Below are 18571 nucleotides of genomic sequence, written 5' to 3'. Positions count from 1 at the left end.
GCATGACGACCACCGTCCCCGCCCTCGGCACCCGTACGGCCGAGGGATCGGGCTTGCAGGCCGTGCTCCTCGACATGGACGGAACCCTGGTGGACAGCGAGGGCTTCTGGTGGGACGTCGAGGTCGAGGTCTTCGCCGGCCTCGGCCACGCCCTCGACGACTCCTGGCGCCATGTCGTCGTCGGCGGCCCGATGACCCGCAGCGCCGGGTTCCTCATCGAGGCCACCGGCGCCGACATCGCGCTCGCCGACCTCACCATCCTGCTCAACCAGGGCTTCGAGGACCGGATCGACCGCGCCGTGCCCCTGATGCCCGGCGCCGCCCGGCTGCTCGCCGAACTCGCCGCCCAGCGTGTCCCCACCGCCCTGGTCTCCGCCTCCCACCGGCGCATCATCGACCGTGTCCTCACCTCGCTCGGTCCCCAGCACTTCGCCCTCACCGTCGCCGGCGACGAGGTGCCGCGCACCAAGCCCCACCCCGACCCCTACCTCCACGCCGCCGTCGGGCTCGGAGTGGATCCGGCCAGATGCGCGGTCATCGAGGACACCGCGACCGGTGTCGCCGCCGCCGAGGCGGCCGGCTGCCATGTCGTCGCCGTGCCCTCCGTCGCCCCCATCGCACCCGCCGCCCGACGCACCGTGGTGAACTCCCTGGAAGAGGTGAACCTGGCATTTCTGCATGGCCTGATGGCCACCCGATGACAGAAATGCCCCAACTGTTCACGGAGCGTACGACGGCCTGGACGGCACAATTCCACGCTCTCTCGTCCTTATGAATTCCCCTCGCCCGGATGACTGAATTCCGGTGTTCACATCTCTGGTTGAGGGTGTGAGGTTCGCCACTCCACAGGGGCTCGACAGGGTGTCACCGCTGTGCCTTCCGCCCCCATGTCGCCTCCGCCGGGCCGCCGTCGAGGCGCCTTTGTGTCCCGATTGGTGAAATCCTGCACGAATCCTTCCGCTGTCGGGTTTTCAATGCGTCCACACCCGGTTTCGCAGCGTGATGGGGCCTCAACTCCACGGGCCGACGGCCCTGGTGCGAGCGCCGACTAATCTCGTGACGAGACCCTCACTCCCTCCCCCGTGCTCCGCTGCGACACCCCTGCATGCGTGATGCACGGACCCGACGCCCTGGAGAAACCCGAGCATGAACCGCAAGATTCTGGTGCTGCCGGCCGTGGCCGGTCTGCTCGTCCCGGCGCTGGCAGCCTGTGGGGGATCCGACGGCGGCAGCGACGGGGGCGACGCGATCGTCACGGGTACCACCGACCGGTTCATCGCCACCAAGGACGCACCCGCGCCCGTCGACCCCGCCTACTCCTACGACGTCGGCAGCTGGAACGTACTGCGCCAGACCGTGCAGACCCTCATGATCCAGCCCCGGGGCGAGGGCGAACCCGTCCCCGAGGCCGCCGAGAGCTGCCGGTTCACCGACACCGGCAACGAACGCTACGTCTGCAAGCTGCGCGAGGGACTGAAGTTCTCCGACGGCGGCACCGTCACCGCCGAGGACGTCAAGTACTCCGTCGACCGGGCCCGCGCCATCGAGGCCGACAGCGGCGTCTTCGCCCTGCTCTCGACCATCGACACCGTCGAGACCTCCGGCGACCGCGAGGTCATCTTCCACCTCAAGACCTCCGACGCCACCTTCCCGTACAAGCTCTCCACCCCCGTCGCCGGCATCGTCAACCCCGACGACTACGCCAAGGACAAGCTCCGTGACGGCTTCGAGATCTCCGGCTCCGGGCCCTACACCCTCAAGCCCGAGGTGAAGGACGGCGAGATGGTCTCCGCCGCGTTCACCAAGAACCCCCACTACAAGGGTTCCCTCAAGGTCAACAACGAGAAGGTCGACCTGCGCTCCTTCAAGGACGCCGACACGATGGGCGGCGCCCTGGAGAAGGGCGACATCGACGTGATGACCCGCTCGATGTCCCCCGAGCAGATCCAGAAGCTCTCCGAGAGCGCCGACACCGACATCGAACTCGTCGAGATCCAGGGCCTGGAGATCCGCTACCTGGGCTTCGACACCGACGCCGCCACCGTCCGCGACAAGGCCGTCCGCCAGGCCATGGCCCAGCTCATCGACCGCAGCGCCCTCGTCTCCAAGGTCTACGGCACCCAGGCCGAGCCGCTGTACTCGATGGTCCCGGCTGCCATCACCGGCCACTCCAACTCGTTCTTCAACAAGTACGGCGACCCCGACGTCACCAAGGCCAAGAACCTGCTCACCGACGCCAACGTCGCCACCCCGGTCAAACTCACCCTGAACTACACGACCGACCACTACGGCGCCGCCACCCAGCAGGAGTTCGAACTGCTGCGCAAGCAGCTCAACGACAGCGGCCTGTTCGACGTCACCATCAAGGGCACCGCCTGGGACGCCTTCGTCCCCGCCGAACGCAAGGGCTCCTACGAGGTCTACGGCATGGGCTGGTTCCCCGACTTCCCCGACGCCGACAACTTCATCGCCCCCTTCCTGGACGAGGACAACTTCCTCAACTCGCCCTACGCGAACAACCGGATCATCGACTCCCTGATCCCGCAGTCCCGCCGCGAGGCCGACCGTCTCGCCGCCAGCGACCCCCTCACCGAGATCCAGGACATCGTCGCCGAGGACGTCCCCCTGCTCCCGCTCTGGCAGGGCAAGCAGTATGTCGCCGCCCGCGACGACATCACGGGCACGGCCTACGTCGTCAACTCCTCCTCCACCCTTCAGCTGTGGGAGCTGAACCGCGGAGTGGGCGGCTGACCCTCCGCCCCGGCTCTGTCGGCCGGAGCGGAACCGCGAACCGCCGGTGACCCAGGCCGGCGACGGAACCCTCACGGGCCGGCCCCCGGGCCGGCCCGGTCTTCGCGTCCCGGCGGGTGCAGGCCGGAGCGCACAGCACGCCGACAGGTCCGACAAGAACGACGACAAGGCACTCACAGGTGAACAAGCGCAACCAGTGGCCCGTCCTGCCGATCGTGGCAGGACTGGCCGGCGGTCTGCTGACCGCGTGCGGCACGGAGAACGGCGCCGGGGGAGACGACGGCAACGTGGTCATCGGCATGTCCGACGACGTCCTCGCCACCGACCCGGCCTCCGGCTACGACCCGGGCTCATGGCTGTTGTTCAACAACGTCTTCCAGTCACTGCTCAGCTTCCCCAAGGGCGGCGTCGAGCCCCAGCCCGAGGCCGCGGAGAGCTGCGCCTTCACGGACGCCTCCGCCAAGCAGTACAAATGCACCCTGAAGGACGGCCTCAAGTTCAGCAACGGTGACGCGCTCACCTCGAAGGACGTCAAGTACTCCTTCGACCGTCTGCTGAAGATCGACGACCCCGACGGGCCCGCCGTCATGTTCCCGACCCTCGACCGGGTCGAGACCCCCGACGACAAGACCGTCCTCTTCCACCTCAAGACCGCCGACGCCACCTTCCCCAGCAAGATCGCGTCCGGCGCCGGCTCCATCGTGGACCACCGCCAGTACGACTCCGGCGGACTGCGCGAGGACGGCGAAGCGGTCGGCTCCGGCCCCTACAAGCTGGAGTCCTTCACCGAGGACCGGGCCGTGTTCTCCGTCAACGAGCACTACAAGGGCACCGCCGAGATCGACAACGAGGGCGTCACCCTCACCTTCTTCGACGGCGACCAGAAAGCCCTCAAGCAGGCCCTCCAGAAGGGCGACGTCGATGTCGCCTACCGAGGACTGAGCGCCGGCGACATCGCCGACATCGACCGCACCTCCGACGGCACCGGCACCGAAGTCGTCGAAGGCAGCAGCGCCGAGGTCCAGCACCTCGTCTTCAACATGGACGACCCCGTCACCGGACAACTCGGCGTCCGCAAGGCCATCGCCCACCTCCTCGACCGCGAAGCCCTGGTCGAAGAGGTCCACGAGGGCACCGCCACCCCCCTGTACTCGATCATCCCGGCGGGCATCAGCGGCCACAACACCGCCTTCTTCGACACCTACGGCGCCAGCCCCTCCAAGACCAAGGCCCAACAGGCCCTCGTCGCGGACGGCATCACCGAGAAGGTCGACCTCACCCTCTGGTCCACCCCCTCGCGCTACGGCCCCGCCACCGACCAGGAACTCAAGGCGATCGCCGGCCAGCTCAACAGGAGCGGCCTGTTCGACGCCGAGGTCAAGTCCGTCCCCTTCGACCAGTACGAGAAGGACATCGCCGACGGCAAGTACGGCGTCTACGTCAAGGGCTGGGTCCCGGACTACCCCGACCCCGACAACTTCACCGCCCCGTTCTTCGGCGAGGGCAACGTCCTCGGCAACAACTACACCAACGACACCATCACCGGCACCCTGATCCCGCGCACCGCCGCCGAGAGCGAGCGCGCCGCCACCGACGCCGACTACGGCCGGCTCCAGGACCTGGTCGCCCAGGAAGTCCCCATGATCCCGGTCTGGCAGGCCAAGCAGTACGCCGTCGTCCGCGACGGCGTCTACGGCCTGGAGTACTGCCTGGACGCGTCCACGGTGTTCCGCTTCTGGGAGATCAGCAAGAGCTGACCGACACCACCCGGCACACACATGAGAAGGGCGCCTCATCCCTGGACGAGGCGCCCTTCCCCTTGCTCGCACCGCGCGCCGCTCGCACCGCACCGCGCGCGCCGCTCCGGCCCGCGACGACGCTACTGCGCGCCCGGCCGCACCAGACCGCTCTCGTACGCGTACACCGCCGCCTGCACCCGGTCCCGCAGCCCCAGCTTGGTCAGCACATGACCCACATGCGTCTTGACCGTCGTCTCACTGACGAACAGATCGGCCGCGATCTCCGCGTTCGACAGCCCGCGCGCCACCAGCTTCAGCACCTCCACCTCACGATCGGTGAGGGTGTGCAGGGTGTCCGGCACCGGCTCGTCCCCCGACGGCAGATGCGTGGCGTACTTGTCGAGCAGCCGCCGGGTGATGCTCGGCGCCAGCATCGCCTCACCGGCCGCCACCACCCGGATCGCCTGCACCAGCTCATTGGCCGGAGCGTCCTTCAACAGGAAGCCGCTGGCACCGGCCCGCAGCGCCTCCACCACATACTCGTCCAGGTCGAAAGTGGTCAGCACCAGCACCTTCGCCGGACCGTCCCGCCCCGGACCGGTGATCTGGCGGGTCGCCTCCACACCGTCCATCCGCGGCATACGGATGTCCATGAGCACGACATCGGGTTGCAGAGCACGCACCTGGTCGAGGGCCTGAAGGCCGTCTCCGGCCTCACCGACGACCGCGATGTCCTGCTCGGCCTCCAGAATCATCCGGAAGCCGGTGCGCAGCAGCGGCTGGTCGTCGACCAGTAGGACGCGGATGGCCACGTAAGTCTCCTTCGCTAGTCCGGCCCCATTCTGCCCTGCTCGTCCGGACCCGGGTCGGCCGCCCTCACCGGCAGCGGATACGGCGGGGGAGTGCCACCGAACTCCGGACACACCGCCTGGTGGTCGCACCACCCGCACAACCGGGTCTGCCGGGGCCGCCAGTCCCCGGTCTCGGTCGCCTGCCGGATCGCCTCCCACAGCGCCAGCAGCCTGCGCTCCACCCGCTCCAGATCGGCGAGGACCGGATCGTAGGTCAGCACATCACCACTGCCGAGATACACCAGCTGCAACCGCCGCGGCACGACCTTCTTCAGCCGCCACACCACCAGCGCGTAGAACTTCATCTGGAACAGCGCTTCCTCGGCGTACTCCGGCCGGGGCGCCTTGCCCGTCTTGTAGTCGACGATCCGCACCTCACCCGTCGGCGCCACGTCCACCCGGTCGATGATCCCGCGCAGCCGCAGCCCCGACTCCAGCTCGGCCTCCACGAACAGCTCCCGCTCGGCCGGCTCCAGCCGCGTCGGATCCTCCAGCGAGAACCAGCGCTCCACCAACTGCTCCGCCTCGGTCAGCCACCGCGCCAGCCGGCCGCCCTCCGGGTCGTCCGCGAACAGCTCCGCCAGCTCCGGACGGCTCTCCCGCAGCCGGTCCCACTGGCCCGGGATCAGCGACTTCGCCCGCGGCGCCGTACGCTCCCCGGCCGGGGCGTCGAACAGCCGCTCCAGCACCGCGTGCACCAGCGTCCCCCGGGTCGCCGCCTCCGACGGCTTCTCCGGCAGCCGGTCGATCACCCGGAACCGGTACAGCAGCGGACACCGCATGAAATCACCGGCGCGCGACGGGGACAGCGACGACGGCGCTATGACGACCGACCGCGCCCCCGGCGCCGCCTCCGCCCCTCCCGTCACCTGGTCGCCCCCCGCGTCCACGACCAGCGTCGCCGCCCTCGCCGTACCGCCGTCGGGGCCCGTCCCGTCGCCCCCGCTGCTGCTCTCCATGCCACAGACCATACGACCCACCACTGACAGTGACCCACCCGCGTCGCCCAGGGGCGGGGGAGGGGCTGTGCAAGATCGCGCGGAGGGAGGGTAGGCGAGGGGCCGAGACCAGAGCTGACGAGTGGCGTCGGCGGAGGCGCGGAACAGCGGAAGACCGGAAGAGGGGGGCGACGGACGGTGACGCGAGGGTCACGCGGCGACGGGAGCGACGAAAGGCGACGGGCGTCGCCGGGAGGGGAAACCGAAGGGGTGCCGGGGCGTGGTGCGCTGCCCCGGCCGCATACCATCGACCTCAGGACCCTTCCGCCCCGCAGGAGCGGAAGACGCTTCGAACGAGGGGACATCGTGGACGAGAGCGGCGGGAGCCGGCAGCCGCGGTCGGAGAACGAAGAGCCGACCGAGCCCCCCACGGCGCCGACGGCACCTGACTCCGACCACCCGCGCCCCGACCCGGCCCCCGAACCGACGGAGCGGGATGCAGCGGCCCGGGCGGCGGACGGCACGGACCACCCGGACCCCGCCACCGACGCCCCGTCGCAGAAGCGGGCCCCGTCGTCGCCGCCCCCCGCCCCCACCCCACCGGCCACCCCCACGGAGCCCCACCCTCCGACCCCGGCCGAGCCCGCCACCCCGGAGTCACCGGACCCCGCGAAGCCCACGGCCCCACAGCGGACGCAGCCCGGCGATCCCGCGACACCAGCGCCGACGCAGCCCGCCGATCCCACGGCCCCACAGCCGCCGCAGTCCGCTGCTCCCGGCGATCCCACAGCCCCGGAACCGGTGGGCTCATCCGAGCCCGCGAAGCCTTCCTCCGGACCGGAGACGCCCACCGAGCCCACGGCACCGGTGCCTGCTGAGCCCACCGAGCCCGCGGGGCCGGCCGAGCCCGCAGCCCCCTCACCGGCGCAGCCCACCCACCCCGCAGCTCCCTCACCGGCCCAGCCCACCCACCCCGCCGCACCGGCGTCGGACAACCGCCCCGCCGCACCCCCCGACCTCTCCAAGACCCCCGGTGCCGGCCACGACACGCACCCCGATCGCGCCCACGCCCACGCACACACCGGCACCACCGACGGACGCCCCCCGAAACGGCCCCCGGGTCCCGGAGGCGGACTGCTCATGGGGCGCCCCTTCGGCGTACCCGTGTACGTCGCGCCCAGCTGGTTCCTCGTCGCGGCACTGATCACCTGGGTGTTCGGCGGACAGCTCGACCGCGTCCTGCCCGAACTGGGCGGCGCGCGCTACCTGGTCTCCCTCTTCTTCGCCGTCGCGTTCTACGCCTCCGTCCTGGTCCACGAACTCGCCCACACGGTCGCCGCGCTCCGCTTCAAACTCCCGGTCCGCCGCATCCAGCTCCAGTTCTTCGGCGGGGTCTCCGAGATCGAGAAGGAAGCCGAGACACCCGGCAGGGAATTCGTCCTGGCCTTCGTCGGCCCCCTGCTCTCCCTCGTCCTCGGCGGCCTCTTCTACCTCGCCATGCAGGTCGTGGAACCCGGCACCGTCCCCGGCGTCCTGCTCGCCGGGCTGATGATCTCCAACCTCATCGTCGCCGCGTTCAACCTGCTGCCCGGCCTCCCGCTCGACGGCGGACGCATGCTCCGCGCCGTCGTCTGGAAGATCACCGGCCGCCCCATGAGCGGCACCGTCGCCGCCGCCTGGGTCGGCCGCGCCCTCGCCGTCTCCGTCCTCATCGGCCTGCCCCTGCTGACCCAGTCCGGCGCCCTCGGCAGCGGCGCCGCCGACAACGTCGGCATGGACACCGTCATGGACGCCCTGCTGGCCGCCATCCTCGCCGCGATCATCTGGACCGGCGCCGGCAACAGCCTCCGCGTCGCCCGACTGCGCGAACACCTGCCCGAACTGCGCGCCCGCACCCTCACCCGCCGCGCCGTCCCCGTCCAGAGCGACACCCCCCTCTCCGAGGCCCTGCGCCGCGCCAACGCCTCCGGCGCCCGCGCCCTCGTCGTGGTCGACGGCGACGGCAACCCCCTCTCCCTCGTCCGCGAGGCCGCCATCGTCGGCGTACCCGAACACCGCCGCCCCTGGGTCCCCGTCAGCGGCCTCGCCCACGACCTCACCGACGGCATGCGCGTCTCCGCCGAACTGGCCGGGGAAGACCTCCTGGAGACCCTGCGCGCCACCCCCGCCACCGAGTACCTCGTCGTGGAGGAGACCGGCGAGATCTACGGCGTCCTCTCCGCCGCCGACGTCGAACGCGCCTTCGTCAGAGCCATGGCCAGGCCCTAAGGACGCCGTGGTCGGCGGCCCGCCCCGGGGCCGGTAGGCTGGTCACATGTCCGAACCGACCGGTGCCGCCCGCAGGCGCGGGCCCTTCAAGGTCGGGGACCAGGTTCAGCTGACCGACCCCAAGGGCCGTCACTACACGTTCACACTCGAAGCCGGGAAGAACTTCCACACCCACAAGGGCTCCTTCCCGCACGACGAACTGATCGGCGCACCCGAAGGCAGCGTTGTCCGCACCACCGGAAACGTCGCCTACCTCGCGCTGCGCCCCCTGCTCCCCGACTATGTCCTGTCCATGCCCCGCGGGGCGGCCGTCGTCTACCCGAAGGACGCGGGACAGATCCTCGCCTTCGCCGACATCTTCCCCGGCGCCCGCGTCGTGGAGGCGGGCGTCGGCTCCGGCTCGCTCAGCAGCTTCCTGCTGCGCGCCATCGGCGACCAGGGCATGCTCCACTCCTACGAACGCCGCGCCGACTTCGCCGACATCGCCCAGCAGAACGTGGAACGCTACTTCGGCGGCCCCCACCCCGCCTGGCAGCTCACCGTCGGCGACCTCCAGGACAACCTGTCCGACACCGACGTCGACCGTGTCATCCTCGACATGCTCGCCCCCTGGGAATGCCTGGACGCCGTCTCCAAGGCGCTCGTCCCCGGCGGCATCCTCTGCTGCTACGTCGCCACCACCACCCAGCTCGCCCGGACCGTGGAGTCCATCCGCGAGATCGGCTCCTTCAACGAGCCGACCGCCTGGGAGTCGATGATCCGTAACTGGCACATCGAGGGCCTCGCCGTCCGCCCGGACCACCGGATGATCGGCCACACCGGCTTCCTCCTCACCGCCCGCCGCCTCGCCGACGGCGTCGAGCCGCCCATGCGCCGACGCCGCCCCGCCAAGGGCGCCTACGGCGAGGACTACTCCGGCCCCAACGCCGACGGCGGCATGACCGGACGCTGACCCGGCCGGGCACCACGGCCCACGCCACCGCCCGACCCACCCCCTCAACGACCCGGCGCCGCGCCCCCGTTCCCGTCCCCGACAGGGAACTCGGACGCGGCGCCCCTTCGTTGCACCCACGGGGCCACGCCGTCGAGGCCGACACCACGTCAGCTCCCCACCGGCCACACCCACCCCGCCGTTCCCCCGCACCGCGACGTGTGGCACCATGCTGGCCACCCCACCGGCACAGCCCTCACAGGAGACACTCCTCGTGCAGCAATCCGCCGTCCCGGAACTGGCCCAGGCCCACGCACACACCCGCCCCATCCACTGGCTCGCCACCGCGACCGCGCTCGCCGGTGTCGTCGCCCTCTCCTCGCTGATGCAGCCCGACGCGGCCACCGCCGCCGCACCACAGGACCGCGCACCCCGGCCCGCGCCCGCCGCCGCGCCCCCGTCCACCGAGGGCGTCACCTTCCCGATCGACTGCGGACCCGTCGACCCCGTCGTCGCACGGCAGACCTCCGGCGACCTCGACGGCGACGGCCGCCCCGAGACCGTCGCCGTGGTGCACTGCGACGCCGGAATGAGCACACCCCCCGACGGGGTGTACGTCCTCACCCAGGGCACGGACGCGAACCGGCCACGCGTCGTCGCCACCCTCGTCGACCCCAAGGACCGCTCCAAGGTCAAGGAGTTCGCGATACGCGACGGCGCCCTGTACGCCACCCTGCTCGGCTACTCCGCCTCCGACGTACCCACCTGCTGCCCCGATGTCACCGAGCACCCGAAGTGGGAGTGGAAGGACGGATCCTTCCTCCGCTCCGAGTCCTCGGGCACCCGCAGCGTCTGACCCCCGCGACCCGACCGGACCGACACCGGACCCCACACAGCCCTGCCCCTCGCGAAGCCCAGCGAGACACCCCCACAGCGAAGACACACCCCGCCGGCAGGGACGCACCCCGCCCGGCGGGGACACCCACCCGGCGAGCCACTCGCACCCAGCGGGACCCGCAGCCTGCCGGAGCACCCCCACCCAGCGCGCCCCGCACACCCGCCGGACCGCAGCCCCGCACACCCGCCACCCCCACACCCCCCAGCCCCAGCCCCACCACAGCCCAGCACACCCCACGCACCCGCACGAGCGTCATGGTTACCGAGGGTACCCCTCCGCTTACACCTCACCCCCCGCCGCCGCACCCACCAAGCCCGACACCACCCTCTATGCCCACCGCTGAAACCCCGCCCGAACCGCGCCCGGCCCGCACCCACCCGCCGCGCGCGTGACCACGCTCCGTCACCACCCGCCGAGCGGGAACCCGCGCCCACCGCGACCCGCCCGCACCCCGCCCCACCACCCCCCGACCCCCGCCACGCACCCACCCGAAACCGCCTCGACGCAGGCAGTCCGGCCGCCCGCGTGGGCAACTCCTGCCCATCGCGAAGGGTTTTGACAGCTCTCGACTTGGAACAGCCCGCTTCTGTCAGGCGTTGAGTGGGTATCCAGACGGCGTGAGGGAGAGCGCAGGGTGACCGACGACACACCTTGACAGTCTTTGTGATCTAGGGGTTTCAATCGACACCCACCCAGGTAGGGTCTGGAAGCGTCCAGCTCCCCTTGGAGGAGGTGAGGACCGTGGCAGCCCACGACGACGACATGAACCGCGGCATCCGCCCGGGACGCGGGTCCGACGACCCGGCAGGGCAGATTGCCTACCTTGAGCAGGAGATCGCCGTCCTGCGACGCAAGCTCGCCGACTCTCCGCGACACACGAGGATTCTCGAGGAGCGGATCGTCGAGCTGCAGACCAACCTGGCCGGTGTCTCCGCCCAGAACGAACGACTGGCCAACACCCTCCGCGAGGCCCGCGACCAGATCGTGGCCCTCAAGGAAGAGGTCGACCGGCTCGCACAGCCACCGGCCGGCTTCGGAGTCTTCCTGGAGGCCAACGAGGACGGCACGGCCGACATCTTCACCGGAGGCCGCAAACTCCGGGTGAACGTCAGCCCGAGCGTCGAGCTCGACGGACTGCGCCGCGGCCAGGAAGTCATGCTCAACGAAGCGCTCAACGTGGTCGAGGCCATGAAGTACGAGCGCGTCGGCGACATCGTCACCCTCAAGGAGATCCTTGAGGACGGCGAGCGCGCCCTGGTGCTCGGGCACACCGACGAGGAACGAGTGGTAAGGCTCGCCGAGCCCCTGCTGGACGTCACCATCCGCCCCGGCGACGCCCTGCTCCTCGAACCCCGCTCCGGATACGTCTACGAGGTCGTACCCAAGAGCGAGGTCGAGGAACTCGTCCTCGAAGAGGTCCCCGACATCGGCTACGAGGCCATCGGCGGCCTCGGCAACCAGATCGAGGCCATCCGCGACGCGGTCGAGCTGCCCTATCTCTACCCCGACCTGTTCAAGGAGCACGAACTGCGCCCGCCCAAGGGCGTCCTGCTCTACGGACCCCCCGGATGCGGCAAGACGCTCATCGCCAAGGCCGTCGCCAACTCGCTGGCCAAAAAGGTCGCCGAAGTCACCGGCCAGGCCGCAGGCAAGAGCTTCTTCCTCAACATCAAGGGCCCGGAACTGCTCAACAAGTACGTCGGCGAGACCGAGCGGCAGATCCGCCTCGTCTTCCAGCGTGCCCGCGAGAAGGCCAGCGAGGGAACCCCCGTCATCGTCTTCTTCGACGAGATGGAATCCCTCTTCCGCACCCGCGGCTCCGGCGTCAGCTCGGACGTGGAGAACACCATCGTCCCCCAGCTCCTCGCCGAGATCGACGGCGTGGAGGGCCTGGAGAACGTGGTCGTGATCGGCGCCTCCAACCGCGAGGACATGATCGACCCCGCCATCCTGCGCCCCGGCCGCCTCGATGTGAAGATCAAGATCGAGCGCCCGGACGCCGAAGCCGCCAAGGACATCTTCGGCAAGTACCTCACCGAGCGCCTCCCGCTCCACGGCGACGACCTCGCCGAGCACGGCGGCTCCCGGAGCGGCACCGTCGAAAGCATGATCCAGACGGCCGTGGAACACATGTACACCGAATCCGAGGAAAACCGCTTCCTGGAAGTCACCTACGCCAACGGCGACAAGGAAGTCCTCTACTTCAAGGACTTCAATTCCGGCGCCATGATCGAGAACATCGTGGGCCGCGCCAAGAAAATGGCGATCAAGGACTTCCTCGAACACAACCAGAAGGGCCTCCGCGTCTCCCACCTCCTCCAGGCTTGCGTGGACGAGTTCAAGGAGAACGAGGACCTCCCCAACACCACCAACCCGGACGACTGGGCCCGTATCTCCGGAAAGAAGGGCGAGCGGATCGTCTACATCCGCACCCTCATCACCGGAAAGCAGGGCGCCGACACCGGCCGCTCCATCGACACGGTGGCGAACACCGGACAGTACCTGTAAAAAGCAGGGCGGCTGCGGGTGCCCTCACCGGGTACCCGCAGCCGACTGTTTTTCAGGCCACGGCTGGAGCAGGCAATGACGCAAATGATCTCCACACCAGCGCAAAGCCGTTCTAGGCTCTTCCGTACCGCCGGGTCGCGCAGTGCGGGGACGGGCACCGCACAAGCACCGGAGCACCAGCGGTACGCGAGCGACGCCCACGACCGAGGGCGCTGCCGGGCAAGGAGGGCCGCATGACCGTACGGCGAGTAATGGGCATCGAGACGGAGTACGGGATCTCCGTCCCCGGCCACCCCAATGCCAATGCCATGCTCACCTCGTCCCAGATCGTCAACGCCTACGCGGCGGCGATGCACCGCGCCCGCCGGGCCCGCTGGGACTTCGAGGAGGAGAACCCGCTCCGGGACGCACGGGGCTTCGACCTCGCCCGCGAGTCCGCCGACGCCAGCCAGCTCACCGACGAGGACATCGGCCTCGCCAACGTCATCCTCACCAACGGCGCCCGGCTCTACGTCGACCACGCCCACCCCGAATACAGCGCCCCCGAGGTCACCAACCCCCGCGACGCCGTCCTCTGGGACAAGGCGGGCGAACGCATCATGGCCGAGGCCGCCGAACGAGCCGCCCAGCTCCCCGGCGCCCAGCCGATCCACCTCTACAAGAACAACACCGACAACAAGGGCGCCTCCTACGGCACGCACGAGAACTACCTGATGAAGCGGGAGACCCCCTTCTCGGACATCGTGCGCCACCTCACGCCCTTCTTCGTCTCCCGCCAGGTCTTCACCGGCGCCGGCCGCGTCGGCATCGGCCAGGACGGCCACGACCACGGCTTCCAGCTCAGCCAGCGCGCCGACTACTTCGAAGTCGAGGTCGGCCTGGAAACAACCCTCAAACGGCCCATCATCAACACCCGGGACGAGCCCCACGCCGACGCCGAGAAATACCGCCGACTCCATGTCATCATCGGCGACGCCAACCTCTCGGAGATCTCCACCTACCTCAAACTGGGCACGACCGCCCTGGTCCTGTCCATGATCGAGGACGGCTTCATCGCCGTGGACCTCGCCGTCGACCAGCCCGTCCGCACCCTCCACCGGGTCTCCCACGACCCGACCCTCAAACGACTGGTCACCCTCCGCAGCGGTCGCACCCTGACCGCCGTACAGCTCCAGATGGAGTACTACGAACTCGCCCGCAAGTACGTCGAAGAACGCTACGGCGCCGACGCCGACGAACAGACCCGGGACGTGCTCACCCGCTGGGAGGACGTGCTCACCCGTCTGGAGACCGACCCCATGAGCCTCTCCGGCGAACTGGACTGGGTCGCCAAACGCGAGGTCATGGAGGGCTACCGACGCCGTGACGGCCTCGACTGGGACGCCGCCCGCCTCCAGCTCGTCGACCTCCAGTACGCCGACGTACGCCCCGAGAAGGGCCTCTACAACCGCCTCGTCGCCCGGGGCCGCATCAAACGGCTCCTGGACGAGACCGAGGTCGAGCGCGCCATCGGCAAGCCACCGGAGGACACCCGCGCCTACTTCCGCGGGCGCTGCCTGGAGCAGTACGCCGACGACGTCGCCGCCGCCTCCTGGGACTCCGTGATCTTCGACCTACCGGGCCGGGACTCCCTCCAGCGGGTCCCAACCCTGGAACCGCTTCGCGGAACGCGTAATCACGTCAAGGAGCTGCTCGACCGCTGCCGGACCGCGGAAGACCTGGTCAAGGTGCTTTCCGGCGGCTGAACCGAGCCCCTGGCACCCCGGGTGCGCAGGGTGGAAATCCGCGCGCCAGGGAATCATCGAGATGGCCCCCGTACGTTGGAAGAACTACGGGGCCGTTGTCAGACCCGGCGAGTAGGGTCTGATCATGACCGATCGGCAGCAATGCCGAGTTTGTCGGGCGAACCGAGCGGGGTGAGGGTGATGGCGACCAAGGACACCGGCGGCGGACAGCAGAAGGCGACACGCTCCAACGAGGAGGTCGAGGAGCAGGCGCAGGACGCGCAGGTCTCCGAAGACCTCAAGGAGCGCCAGGAGAAGCTCAACGACGACGTCGATTCCGTCTTGGACGAAATCGATGACGTACTTGAGGAAAATGCCGAGGACTTCGTGCGCTCCTTCGTGCAAAAAGGTGGGGAGTAGAGGCAGATCTGACGCTTTGCCTTCGAAATGAAGATGATGGGGGAGGAAGGCGTGGCGGAGGAGCCGTCCGCGAAGCCGTGCAGGAAGTGTGGGCGGGAGCTGCCCCTCGCAGCTTTCGCGCGGGATCGGAACAGGCGTGATGGCCTTCAGGTGGACTGCCGGGAGTGCGTGGCGGAGTACGGCGCGACGCACTACCGGCGCCGCCGGGCGGCTCTGGGAAAGACGGTCCGGGAGAAGGTTCATGTGCCCGAGGGACACAAGTTCTGCCGGAGCTGCGGAGAGATCAAGCCCCACAGCGAGTGGCATCGCAACGCGACGGCGTCCGACGGGCTGTCGACGCGCTGCAAGGCGTGTCGGGCCGTACGCGGGCGTCAGGATCACCTCAAACGCAGCTACGGCCTCACCGAAGCTGAGCGTGATGCGATGGTCGCGTCTCAGATGGGGCTGTGTGTGATCTGCCTGAAGGCTCCGCCCATTCATGTGGATCATTGCCACAAGACGGGTAAGGTCCGTGGCGTACTGTGCTTCAACTGCAATTCGGCCATCGGCAAGTTGGGAGACGATCCCGACGCGGTCCGTCGCGCTGCCGCCTATCTGGAAGGAAACTCGTGGAAGCCAACACTCGTGGCACGGGGCGTCTACCAGCTGCCTTCCTGACGCCCGGGTCGTCCTCGTTCGTGGACTTCCTGTCGGAGCACCAGCCGGAGGTTCTTCCCGGCAACCGCAAGCTGCCTCCGGTGCAGGGTGCCATCGAGGCCCCGCACGGGACGACGATCGTGGCGGTGACGTTCCCCGGCGGTGTGGTGCTGGCCGGTGACCGCCGGGCGACGATGGGGAATGTGATCGCGCAGCGGGACATCGAGAAGGTGTTCCCGGCCGACGAGTACTCGGCGGTGGGGATCGCCGGTACGGCCGGTCTGGCGGTGGAGATGGTCAAGCTCTTCCAGTTGGAGCTGGAGCATTTCGAGAAGGTCGAGGGCGCTCAGCTGTCCCTGGAGGGCAAGGCGAACCGGCTGTCCACGATGATCCGCTCCAATCTCGGTATGGCCATGCAGGGCCTCGCCGTGGTCCCGCTCTTCGCGGGGTACGACGTGGACCGCGGCAAGGGGCGTATCTTCTCCTACGACGTCACCGGTGGCCGTTCCGAGGAGCAGGGCTATGCGGCCACCGGCTCCGGCTCGGTGTTCGCGCGCGGTGCCATGAAGAAGCTCTTCCGTGAGGATCTCGACGAGGAGCAGGCGACCACCTTGGTGGTGCAGGCCCTCTATGACGCGGCCGACGACGACTCGGCGACCGGTGGTCCCGATGTGGCGCGCCGGATCTACCCCATCGTCACGGTGATCACGGATGACGGTTTCCGCAGGTTGACCGAGGTGGAGTCCGCGCAGATCGCCCGTTCGGTGCTGGAGCGGCGGCTGGAGCAGCCGGACGGTCCGCGGGCCGCGCTGCTGTAGCCGGGCTGCGCTTCCTGTCCAGGTGATCGAGTGACCTCCACAGAAAGGGACGGATAACCGGTGTCGACGCCGTTCTATGTCTCACCTCAGCAGGCCATGGCCGACCGGGCCGAGTACGCCCGTAAGGGCATCGCCCGGGGCCGCAGCCTGGTTGTGCTGCAGTTCGCCGACGGCATCGTGTTCGTCGGTGAGAATCCGTCCCGTGCGCTGCACAAGTTCAGCGAGATCTACGACCGGATCGGCTTCGCCGCGGCCGGCAAGTACAACGAGTACGAGAATCTGCGCATCGGCGGTGTCCGTTACGCCGATCTGCGGGGTTACACCTACGACCGTGACGATGTGACGGCGCGGGGTCTGGCGAATGTGTACGCGCAGACGCTGGGCACCATTTTCTCCAGTGCGGCGGAGAAGCCGTACGAGGTGGAGCTGGTCGTCGCGGAGGTCGGGGAGACGGCCGAGGGCGATCAGATCTACCGGTTGCCGCACGACGGGTCGATCGTGGACGAGCACGGTTCGGTCGCGGTGGGCGGCAATGCCGAGTTGATCAGCAATTACCTGGACCAGCGCCATCAGGACGGTATGACGCTCGCCGAGGCGCTGAAACTGGCGGTGCAGGCGCTCTCGCGTGAGTCCAACGGCACGCAGCGGGAGATTCCGGCCGGGCGTCTGGAGGTCGCGGTGCTGGATCGGACGCGGCCTCAGAAGCGTAAGTTCCGGCGGATCACCGGTGCTCAGCTGGCTCGTCTGCTGGAGGCGGGTGCGGGTTCCTCGGAGGAGAGCGGTGCCGCGGAGGCGTCGGACTCCTCGGAGTCGGGTTCGTCGGAGTCGGGCTCCTCGGGTTCCTCCGGGTCCTCGGGTTCTTCCGGTTCCTCCGGTTCCTCCGGTTCCTCCGGTTCCTCGGACTCTTCGGGTTCCGGGGACGAGTAGCGCGTCAGGTCGGGAGTCCGGCCGATCGGTTCCGTCAGATAGTTCAGCCACCCGCCGCGCGCCCCTTGTCAGGGGGTGCGCGGCGGTGTGCTGTCCGGGGCCTTCGGTGGTGCGGTGGAGCCTCGGAGGACGAGTTCGACGGGGATGTCCCCGGCGGGGGGTTCGTGGCCTTGGAGGACGGCCAGGAGGGCCTGCATTCCGCGTTCGCCGAAGAGTTCGGCGTCGAGGCGGACGGTGGTGAGTTCGGGGTCGATGGCGGTGGCGAGGGCGAGGTCGTCGAGGCCGGTGACCGAGAGGTCGTCGGGGATGCGCAGGCCGAGGCGGCGGGCGGCTTTGTAGGCGCCGGCGGCGAGTTTGTCGTCGTCGCAGAGGACGGCGGTGGGGCGGGGGCCGGGTGCGGTGAGGGCGGTCTCGGTGGCGGCGCGGGCGGCGTCGATGTCGAGGCCGGCGCGGACGGTGCGGACGGTGGTGCCGGGGACGTCGGCGGTGCGGAGGGCGAGTTCCCGGGCGCGTACGTCGAAGGTCCAGGAGGCGATGTCGGCGGCGAGGTGCAGGATGCGGCGGTGGCCGAGGGCGAGCAGGTGGTCGGTGGCCTGGCGGACGCCGTCGGCGATGTCGAGGTTGACGGTGGCGGCGCCGAGGCTGCCGTCGGGGTCGCTGTCGAGCATGACGAGGGGGAGTTGGTCGCCGCCGCGCAGGGCGGTGAGGGCGTCGGCGGCCATGGAGGAGGCGAGGATCCCGTCGAGGGCGGCCTGGGCGGAGGCGAAGGGGTCGCGGGCGGGGCCGATGCCCTCGGGGGAGGGGTAGAGGACGACGCCGAAGCCGTGCTGGGCGGCGATGCGGGCGGCGCCGGTGTAGACGCCGGCGAAGAACTCGGTGGTGAGGGCGGGGACGACGAGGAGGATGGTGCGGGTGCGGCCGAGGCGCAGGTTGCGGGCGGCGAGGTTGGGGCGGTAGCCGAGCCGGCGGGCGGCGTCGCGGACGCGTTCGGCGGTGGTCTCGGAGACCCGGCCGCGCCATTTGTCGCCCAGGACGAGGGAGACGGCCGCCTGGGAGACGCCCGCGGCCTGGGCGACGTCCCGGCTGGTGGGGCGTGTGCTGGCGTTTGCCACCGTGCGCCTGCTCCTTCTGTGTGGACGTCCGGACAGCGCACATGGTACGT

Annotated in this window: 15 protein-coding genes; 12 read left to right on the top strand and 3 right to left on the bottom strand. The window is 69.6% G+C overall.

The window, feature by feature from the left end; all coding sequences use genetic code 11:
• The first annotated feature begins 2 nt into the window (after positions 1–2).
• From ACIQNG_RS22600 to ACIQNG_RS22590, 3 genes are all read left to right on the top strand, one after another.
• Entirely contained in the window at positions 3–701 is a 699-nt protein-coding gene (locus tag ACIQNG_RS22600) for an HAD family hydrolase (RefSeq protein WP_401487276.1), read from the top strand.
• A 445-nt stretch (positions 702–1146) separates the two neighbouring features.
• On the top strand, positions 1147–2751 hold the full coding sequence (locus ACIQNG_RS22595) for an ABC transporter substrate-binding protein (protein WP_401487275.1): 1605 nt from the start codon (positions 1147–1149) through the stop codon (positions 2749–2751).
• Between the two features lie 179 nt (positions 2752–2930).
• Positions 2931–4508 carry an ABC transporter substrate-binding protein gene (locus tag ACIQNG_RS22590; RefSeq protein WP_401487273.1) on the top strand — a complete coding sequence of 526 codons (1578 nt, stop codon included), beginning with the start codon at positions 2931–2933 and terminating at the stop codon, positions 4506–4508.
• Positions 4509–4630: 122 nt separating this feature from the next.
• Here the strand turns inward: ACIQNG_RS22590 and ACIQNG_RS22585 are convergent, their stop codons facing one another.
• Together ACIQNG_RS22585 and ACIQNG_RS22580 are read right to left on the bottom strand one after the other, a co-directional pair.
• Positions 4631–5302: a response regulator transcription factor gene (locus tag ACIQNG_RS22585; protein WP_020141342.1), complete on the bottom strand. Its 672-nt coding sequence runs from the start codon at positions 5300–5302 to the stop codon at positions 4631–4633.
• Between the two features lie 14 nt (positions 5303–5316).
• Positions 5317–6300: a RecB family exonuclease gene (locus ACIQNG_RS22580; RefSeq protein WP_401487271.1), complete on the bottom strand. Its 984-nt coding sequence runs from the start codon at positions 6298–6300 to the stop codon at positions 5317–5319.
• Positions 6301–6645: 345 nt separating this feature from the next.
• On the opposite strand from ACIQNG_RS22580, the gene ACIQNG_RS22575 reads away from it, so the two are divergent.
• The 9 genes from ACIQNG_RS22575 (at position 6646) to prcA (ending at position 17409) form a co-directional block, all read left to right on the top strand.
• The gene (locus ACIQNG_RS22575; RefSeq protein WP_401487269.1) at positions 6646–8547 is read left to right on the top strand and encodes a site-2 protease family protein; all 1902 of its coding nucleotides are present in this window, start codon (positions 6646–6648) and stop codon (positions 8545–8547) included.
• A gap of 46 nt (positions 8548–8593) precedes the next feature.
• Entirely contained in the window at positions 8594–9499 is a 906-nt protein-coding gene (locus ACIQNG_RS22570; RefSeq protein WP_401429054.1) for a tRNA (adenine-N1)-methyltransferase, read from the top strand.
• Positions 9500–9752: 253 nt separating this feature from the next.
• Positions 9753–10334 (top strand): hypothetical protein, encoded by a 582-nt coding sequence (locus tag ACIQNG_RS22565; RefSeq protein WP_401487267.1) that lies wholly within the window; start codon positions 9753–9755, stop codon positions 10332–10334.
• Between the two features lie 783 nt (positions 10335–11117).
• Positions 11118–12884 (top strand): proteasome ATPase, encoded by a 1767-nt coding sequence (gene arc, locus ACIQNG_RS22560; protein ID WP_401429058.1) that lies wholly within the window; start codon positions 11118–11120, stop codon positions 12882–12884.
• A gap of 233 nt (positions 12885–13117) precedes the next feature.
• Positions 13118–14629 (top strand): depupylase/deamidase Dop, encoded by a 1512-nt coding sequence (gene dop / locus ACIQNG_RS22555; protein ID WP_401487265.1) that lies wholly within the window; start codon positions 13118–13120, stop codon positions 14627–14629.
• Between the two features lie 180 nt (positions 14630–14809).
• Positions 14810–15028 (top strand): ubiquitin-like protein Pup, encoded by a 219-nt coding sequence (locus tag ACIQNG_RS22550; RefSeq protein ID WP_401429063.1) that lies wholly within the window; start codon positions 14810–14812, stop codon positions 15026–15028.
• Positions 15029–15064: 36 nt separating this feature from the next.
• Positions 15065–15685 carry an endonuclease VII domain-containing protein gene (locus ACIQNG_RS22545; RefSeq protein WP_401487494.1) on the top strand — a complete coding sequence of 207 codons (621 nt, stop codon included), beginning with the start codon at positions 15065–15067 and terminating at the stop codon, positions 15683–15685.
• A complete protein-coding gene (gene prcB / locus ACIQNG_RS22540) occupies positions 15637–16482 on the top strand; it encodes a proteasome subunit beta (RefSeq protein ID WP_401429066.1) in 846 nt (281 codons plus the stop codon). The genes ACIQNG_RS22545 and prcB overlap by 49 nt, the downstream gene beginning before the upstream one ends.
• Before the next feature lie 60 nt (positions 16483–16542).
• Positions 16543–17409: a proteasome subunit alpha gene (prcA, locus tag ACIQNG_RS22535; RefSeq protein WP_401487262.1), complete on the top strand. Its 867-nt coding sequence runs from the start codon at positions 16543–16545 to the stop codon at positions 17407–17409.
• A 68-nt stretch (positions 17410–17477) separates the two neighbouring features.
• On the opposite strand, the gene ACIQNG_RS22530 is transcribed toward prcA, so the two are convergent.
• Positions 17478–18521 (bottom strand): LacI family DNA-binding transcriptional regulator, encoded by a 1044-nt coding sequence (locus ACIQNG_RS22530; protein WP_401429071.1) that lies wholly within the window; start codon positions 18519–18521, stop codon positions 17478–17480.
• Between the last annotated feature and the right edge of the window lie 50 nt (positions 18522–18571).

Source organism: Streptomyces sp. NPDC091377 (assembly GCF_044757045.1).
Lineage (GTDB): Bacteria > Actinomycetota > Actinomycetes > Streptomycetales > Streptomycetaceae > Streptomyces.
The sequence above is the reverse complement of the archived record's forward strand: the minus strand, read 5'-3'. Positions and strand labels throughout refer to the sequence as shown.

Coding starts and splice junctions, on each gene's coding strand:
- ACIQNG_RS22600 (WP_401487276.1), top strand. CDS start 3: ATGACGACCACCGTCCCCGCCCTCGGCACCCGTACGGCCGAGGGATCG.
- ACIQNG_RS22595 (WP_401487275.1), top strand. CDS start 1,147: ATGAACCGCAAGATTCTGGTGCTGCCGGCCGTGGCCGGTCTGCTCGTC.
- ACIQNG_RS22580 (WP_401487271.1), bottom strand. CDS start 6,300: ATGGAGAGCAGCAGCGGGGGCGACGGGACGGGCCCCGACGGCGGTACG.
- ACIQNG_RS22570 (WP_401429054.1), top strand. CDS start 8,594: ATGTCCGAACCGACCGGTGCCGCCCGCAGGCGCGGGCCCTTCAAGGTC.
- dop (WP_401487265.1), top strand. CDS start 13,118: ATGACCGTACGGCGAGTAATGGGCATCGAGACGGAGTACGGGATCTCC.
- ACIQNG_RS22550 (WP_401429063.1), top strand. CDS start 14,810: ATGGCGACCAAGGACACCGGCGGCGGACAGCAGAAGGCGACACGCTCC.
- ACIQNG_RS22545 (WP_401487494.1), top strand. CDS start 15,065: ATGGGGGAGGAAGGCGTGGCGGAGGAGCCGTCCGCGAAGCCGTGCAGG.